The 6,484-nt window shown below is 63.8% G+C and carries 5 protein-coding genes; all 5 read left to right on the top strand.

What is annotated here, in order from left to right; translation table 11 throughout:
• Nucleotides 1–277: 277 nt before the first annotated feature.
• The 5 genes from AC1DUU_RS19980 to AC1DUU_RS20000 all read left to right on the top strand — a co-directional run bounded on the left by AC1DUU_RS19980 (nucleotide 278) and on the right by AC1DUU_RS20000 (nucleotide 6,364).
• A complete protein-coding gene (locus AC1DUU_RS19980) occupies nucleotides 278–1,522 on the top strand; it encodes an acyl-CoA dehydrogenase family protein (RefSeq protein ID WP_476785142.1) in 1,245 nt (414 codons plus the stop codon).
• 61 nt (nucleotides 1,523–1,583) lie between these two features.
• A complete protein-coding gene (locus AC1DUU_RS19985) occupies nucleotides 1,584–2,627 on the top strand; it encodes an AraC family transcriptional regulator (protein ID WP_476785143.1) in 1,044 nt (347 codons plus the stop codon).
• The gene (locus AC1DUU_RS19990; protein WP_476785144.1) at nucleotides 2,624–3,103 is read left to right on the top strand and encodes a (2Fe-2S)-binding protein; all 480 of its coding nucleotides are present in this window, start codon (nucleotides 2,624–2,626) and stop codon (nucleotides 3,101–3,103) included. Before AC1DUU_RS19985 ends, AC1DUU_RS19990 begins: the two co-directional genes overlap by 4 nt.
• Nucleotides 3,100–5,196, top strand: a complete 2,097-nt coding sequence (locus tag AC1DUU_RS19995; protein WP_476785145.1) for a xanthine dehydrogenase family protein molybdopterin-binding subunit — start codon at nucleotides 3,100–3,102, stop codon at nucleotides 5,194–5,196. The genes AC1DUU_RS19990 and AC1DUU_RS19995 overlap by 4 nt, the downstream gene beginning before the upstream one ends.
• Nucleotides 5,197–5,320: 124 nt before the next feature.
• On the top strand, nucleotides 5,321–6,364 hold the full coding sequence (locus AC1DUU_RS20000; protein ID WP_476785146.1) for a LacI family DNA-binding transcriptional regulator: 1,044 nt from the start codon (nucleotides 5,321–5,323) through the stop codon (nucleotides 6,362–6,364).
• Nucleotides 6,365–6,484: the final 120 nt, after the last annotated feature.

Genomic DNA, 6,484 nt, shown 5'->3' on the forward strand with positions numbered 1-6,484 from the left:
CGTCTGCAACAACATCCCTTGGCTCTATCGTCCCATGGTGGCCGATTGGCTGGCTGAGCGGTTCAGGGGCTGATTGCACACGCCGCAGCTGGCCGGTGGGCGCTTGCACGATTGGTCGATAGAGCCGCTATTGGGCACGAAACATCCACTTTGAATTGGACGATAATCCACCAGAAGGAGACGCCGCGACCTGATCCGAAACCGCCGCCGCTGATACCAATCCGGACATCGTGGGGGGCTAGAATTTGCCGACCGGTCGAAGTTGAAGGGAGCGAAAATGATTCACGCCGATGATGGGTCCTTGTCTCAGGAACAGCGCCTCATGCGCGACAGTTGCCGGTCGTTTGTCGACGACGTGGTGACGCCGTTCATTCGGTCGAACTGGCAGGCTGAATGGGACATGAACCCCGGCGAGCGGCTGCCGCGTTCGATCCTTGAAGGCGCTGAGGCAATCGGCGTGCGTACGCTCGGCGTGCCGGAAGAATATGGCGGCGTCGACCTCGAGCGCGACAGCGAGGTTCGCACCTTCGCCTTGATCTCCGAGGGCATCGCGCGCGGTGATTCCGGCCTCGCCGACAAGCTGGTGCAGAACTGGAAGGTGTCCATCCTGCTGCGCGAATTCGCGCCGAAGCACCTCCAGGAAAAGTGGTTTCCCCGCCTGCTCGCCGATCCACAATTCCTGCTCGCCCATTGCCTGACCGAACCGCGCGGCGCCTCCGATCGCTGGCTGCCCTACAACGTTCCCGAGGCCGCCATGCACACCAAGGCGGTGCTGAAGGACGGCCACTGGGTCATCAACGGCCGCAAACAGTTCATCTCCAACGGCTTCGACGCCAGCCTCTATGTCGTCTACGCCAACACCGATTCATCAGTCGGCATGCTGCAGGGCACGTCGAGCTTCCTGGTGCCGCGTGACACGCCCGGCCTGACGGTCACCAAGTGCAACGAGACGATGGGCTGCCGTTTCATGAACAATGGCGAGCTGGTCTTCGAGGATTGCCGCGTGCCGGCCGACCACCTGCTCGTTCAGAATTCGGCGCTGGGCAGTGCCGGCCAGTATTTTCGCGCCGGCAAGATCATCCAGGCGGCAAAGAACCTCGGTGTCGGCGTGGCCTGTTTCGAACGCACCGCAGACTATGTCCAGAACTACGTCCAAGGCGGGCGTATCCTGATCAAGCATCAGGCGGTGGCGCTCAGGCTGGCCGACATGGCGACCCGCATCGAAGCCGTACGCTCGCTGATCGAGCGCGCCTCGAAGGCGGTCGACGAGGCGCATCCGGATGCCGACGTGCTGTGCAACATGGCCAAGGTCTATGCCTCGGAAGAGATCATGAAGGTCGCAACCCATGCGCTGGAACTGCATGGCGGCAACGGCGCGATGCTTGAGTTCGGCATCGAAAAACTGTTCCGCGACGCCGCGATCTTCCTGCACATGGACGCCACCGTCGACGTCAGCCGCATGAAGATCATCAAGAACATGTTCCCCGCCACCGCCGGCAAATATGCCGGCCCGGAAAGCTGAGGTGACGGGCATGCCTCGGGGCGGTGCCGGCCGCCCCGACCAAAGCCGGAGAGGAGACGGCATGGCCAAGGCTGCGAATGAAATGCCCCGGCGTTTCAGGCCCGAGCGTGGCGCGGAAGAGCGCGAGGCGCCGTTTCGCTCCTATGCGCTGGATCGCGCGGGCGCTCCGCGTTTCCACGTCCGGCGTGTCGAGAACACCCAGAAGCTCTACCCCGCCCACAAGCACGACTATTTCCAGGTCCTCTACTTCATGTCCGATGCCCCGGTCATCCGGGTCGGCCTGACCTCGCACAAGCCGAAGGCCGGCTCGATCTATTTCATCGCGCCGATGGTCCCGCATCAGATCAGGTTCGATTACGCGACGCGTTGCGTCGTCATCTATTTCGACCTCGATTTTCTGCGTCCCGACATCAACCGCTCGTATCCGCTGGCAGAGCTGGTCCGCATGGCGCCGGAGCTGACGCCGTTTGCCTGGCAGAATCATGTCGATTTCCACCTCGGCGGCACGCGTGCCGCGCGGGTGGAACTCGCAATTTCCGCAATGATAAAACAGCACGAAGCCGAGCGTATCTGCGCTGCCGAAATCGTCCGCGCCGAGCTGTCGCTCATGCTCGCCATGTTGTGCCAGGATCATGAGGCGGAATTCGCCGAACTGTCGACCAGGCTGCCGGTGATGGGGCGCGACAGCGGACACATGCGCCGCATCGCCGACTTCATCGGCGAAAACTACACGCGTGGCCCGAGCCTCAGCGAAGCTGCTGACGCCGCGCGCCTCTCCAAGAGCCGGCTTTGCGCCCTGATCCGCCAGTATACTGGCACCAGCTTCAATGCGCTGATCCGCGAGATGCGCATCGAGGACGCCCGCGAACGCCTGGTGCTGACCGCCGATACGATCGCCCAGATCGCCTATTCGGTCGGCTATAACGACGAGAAATATTTCCTCCGCGCCTTCAAGAACGCGGTCGGCATGACGCCCAGCGCCTACCGGTCGAAGCGGGCTAGGGAAAGCATGGCATCAAAACCCGATGCAGGCCCCCAACACATTCGCACAGCGAAGCGTTCGTCGCCGCCTTCCCTAGAGAAAATCGTGGGGCAAAAGCCATGAGCGCTGTCGTCTCGTTTCAGCTCAACGGGCTGGACGTCAGCCTGGAGAATGTGGGCGACGAGCCTCTGCTCTTCGCGCTGAGAAACCGGCTCGATCTCAAGGCGACACATTTCGGCTGCGGCCTGGAGCAGTGCGGCGCATGCGTCGTCAGCATTGACGGGCAGGCACGCTATTCCTGCACACTGCCTGTGTCGGCGCTGGCTGGCGCCACGGTGACGACCGCCGAAGCTCTTGCCAACGATCCTGTCGGGGCGGCATTGCTTGACGCGTTCGAGCGCGAGCAAGCCGGACAGTGCGGCTACTGCATTTYCGGCATCCTGATGAGTGCATATACGCTGCTCAAGGCGGAGCGGCACCCGAGCCGTGAGGCGATTGTTGCGGCACTTGACCGGCATCTGTGCCGCTGTGGCGCGCATGGCGGCATTCTGCGCGCCGTCGAGAGTGCTGCAACTCGCCTTGATGAGGCTGTGCCATGATCGGCAATGCGCTGCCCAAGAGCATCCAGGACAATCCTGAACTGCGACGCTGGCTATCCCTTGATCGGCCTGGCCTTGTCACGGTCTGCTCGGGCAAGGTCGAACTTGGCCAGGGCATCCTGACAGCATTGGCGCAGATCGCCGCCGACGAATTGGCGATCAGTCCGGAGCGGATTGTCCTCTTGGCGGCCGATACCGATCGTTCGCCAGACGAGGGCCTTACCGCCGGCAGCCAGTCGGTCGAAGTGTCCGGCACATCGATCCGCCTGGCTTCGGCACAGCTGCGCGCTGTCTTGATCCAGGCGGCGGCGGCACGACTGGGAACCGATGTCGCCGCGCTGTCTTGCCTGGATGGGGCGATCTTGCTCGACGAGGCTCCGACCGGCCTGGATTTCTGGTCGCTCGCATCCGAAGTCGACTGGAAGCAGCACGTCACCGGTGATGTTCCGGTAAAGCCGGTCAATGACTTTTCCGTAGTCGGCGCAAGCCAACCGCGTTTCGACATGGCAAAAAAACGCAACGGCGGCGGGTTCATCCAGGACCTGTCGTTGCCAGCCATGCTGCATGTGCGGGTCGTGAGACAACCCTTCCGGCTTGCTCGCTTGGCCCAGTTCGACGAGGCATGGCTGCAACGCCGTTATCCCAACGTGACCGTTCTGCGGAAGCAAGATTTCCTCGCCCTTGTCGGAACCGACGAGCTTGCCGTGCATCGAGCACATGCTGTGGCTGAAAACTTCGCACGCTGGGAGGAAGTGCCCGGCCTTTGGCAGCCTGCTGCGGCATCCCAAGAGAAACGCACGGTCCTCGGTTCCGCTGTTCCAGGTGCCCGGTCCACGAATATTTCGGCGCGCTATTCGCGAGCGCATGTCGCGCATGCGTCGATCGGGCCGTCCTGCGCGCTGGCGCACTATGAGGCTGGCCGGCTGACCGTATGGAGCCATTCGCAGGGCATATTCCCGCTTCGCGGCCAGATCGCCAAATGCCTGGGGCTCGACCTGTCGCGAGTCAGGGTCGTTCATGCCCATGGTTCCGGCTGCTATGGCCACAATGGCGCCGACGATGCGGCGCTCGACGCGGCGATCGTTGCCATGGAGCTGACTGGCCGGCCGGTACGGGCGTTGTGGTCGCGGGAAGACGAACTTGCCCGCGGCCCCTTGGGGGCTGCCATGTCGGCGACCGTGGAAGCCGAGCTCGATTCCACGGGCCAGATGGCGACGTGGAAACTGTCGGTGGTGAGCGAGCCGCATGCCCAGCGTCCGGGTTTCGGCGGCCATGTGAACCTGACGTCGGCCGAAGCGCTGGACAGCACGCGCCTGCCGAGCAGGGTCGAGGACCTGCCAGATGCTGCGGGTGGCGGTGCGGCACGTAATTCTGTGGCAGTCTACGATTTTCCAAGTCAGGAAGTCGCCGTCCAACTCGACACGCGAAGCCGCATCAGGACCTCGTCGCTGCGTTCGCTTGGTGCTCACCTCAATGTCTTCGCCATCGAATCCGCGATGGACGAACTGGCCGACCTGGCCGGCGTCGACCCACTGGAGTTCAGGCTTCGCCATCTGAGCGATGACCGCTGCCGCGCCGTCCTTTCGGGCGTGGCGGAGATGTGCGGTTGGCCCGGCAGCCATGCCGCGGGCGAAGGGCGCGCGCTCGGCATTGCTGCCGCACGCTACAAAAACAAGGGCGCCTGGCTGGCTGCCGTCGCCGAGGTCGCAGTGGATGAAGAGGTTCGGCTGGAGCGGCTTTGGCTCTGCGTAGATGCCGGATTGCTCATCAATCCGGAAGGGGCCCGAAGCCAGATCGAGGGTGGCGCCATCCAGGCCGCGAGCTGGACCTTGAAGGAAGAGGTCAAGGTCGAAAACGACCGCGTGCCGGCTTTCGACTGGAGCAGCTATCCCATCTTGAAGTTTTCGGAAATCCCCGAGATCGAGACGCGCTTCATCATCGACCCGACACGCCCGCCGCTGGGTGCTGGCGAGGCCGCGCAAGGGCCAGTCGCAGCAGCGATCGGAAACGCTGCCTCCCGTGCGCTCGGCATGCGCATGCGTGACCTGCCGCTGACGCGGGAGCGATTGGTCGAAGCACTGATGGGCGGCTGACTGTCGGCGTCGCGACCCGACGCCAGTTCTTGCCGGCCCACACTTGGCTTTCAAAAAGGCGCGCTTGCCGATCCGCTAGGCTCATGGTAACGTTCCCACAAAATCGCTGAGGAGGAGCGTGCAGGTGCAGCGGAGGCGTCCGACGATCATTGACGTCGCGGAGAGGGCGGGGGTGTCGAAGAGCACCGCCGGCCGTGCGCTTTCCGGTGCCTCGAATGTGACTGATGAGGCGCGCGAACGCGTACTTGAGGCTGCGAAGGCGGTCGGCTACGAGCGCAATGATCTTGCTGTCGGCATGCGTTCAGGACGTACCGGACTGCTCGGTCTCGTCATCCCAGACATTACCAACCCGTTCTGGGCCGAGGTTGCGCGTGGCGCCCAGGATCGCGCTGCCGAAAACGGCGCGTCGCTCTTAGTCTTTTCCTCTGACTGGGATCACGGCCGCGAGGCCAGCCATTTGCGCGCCTTGCGTCAGGCCCGCGTCGATGGGGCGATCATCAATCCGGTCGCCGACAATTTCGACGATCTCGACCGTTTCGGCCTGCCTTTCGTCCTGATCGGTTCGAGCGCCGAGCGCTTCCCCGCGATCTCGAGCGTCGGCTCGGATATCGCTCAGGCCGTGCGGCTGGGCATGGATCACCTGGTTTCTAAGGGGCACCACGCTCCGGCGCTGATCCTTGGCCCCAAGTCGCGTATCGCCCGGGCGCGTTTCCTGCGCACCTTCCACGAGCATTGCGTCGAGCGTGACATCGACCCGGCGGCGCTGCCGATGGAAGACGGGGAATACACGGTCGAAGGCGGGCGCATAGCCATGAAGCGGCTGCTTGCGCGTGAGCGGGTTGACCATTTCGCGGTGTTTGCAGCCAACGACCTGATGGCGCTGGGGGCCATGGTGGCGATACGGGAAGCCGGATTGCGCTGCCCCGAAGATGTTTCGATCCTTGGCTTCGACGGCGTGCCGGCGGGTGCATTCTCGTGGCCTGGGCTGACGACCGTCGCCAAGCCGGGCCGCGAGATGGGCGTGCGCGCTCTCGATAGCCTGCTCGATGAAATTGCCGGCCGTTCGGAGCACGGCCGGGTGTTCCTGCCGTGCCGGCTGATCGAGCGGGGGTCGCTAGCCGACCTGTCGGCGAACCAGCCCAGGCGCGCGGTCGGGGACGGGAGGTAACTGACGATGACCGACCATGATCAGGCGTTGCATGTTCCCAAAATTGGGAACGTTCCCAATTCTGCCCTGCGCAGCCGGCCGAAGCGCGCCGCTGCATTCGTCAATGGCTGGCGCCGCTGG

Source organism: Aminobacter sp. P4_H6_2 (assembly GCF_056400805.1).

Bases quoted from the DNA above. Each gene is read 5' to 3' on its own strand.
- AC1DUU_RS19985 (WP_476785143.1), top strand. From the start codon at position 1,584: ATGGCCAAGGCTGCGAATGAAATGCCCCGGCGTTTCAGGCCCGAGCGT.
- AC1DUU_RS19980 (WP_476785142.1), top strand. From the start codon at position 278: ATGATTCACGCCGATGATGGGTCCTTGTCTCAGGAACAGCGCCTCATG.
- AC1DUU_RS19995 (WP_476785145.1), top strand. From the start codon at position 3,100: ATGATCGGCAATGCGCTGCCCAAGAGCATCCAGGACAATCCTGAACTG.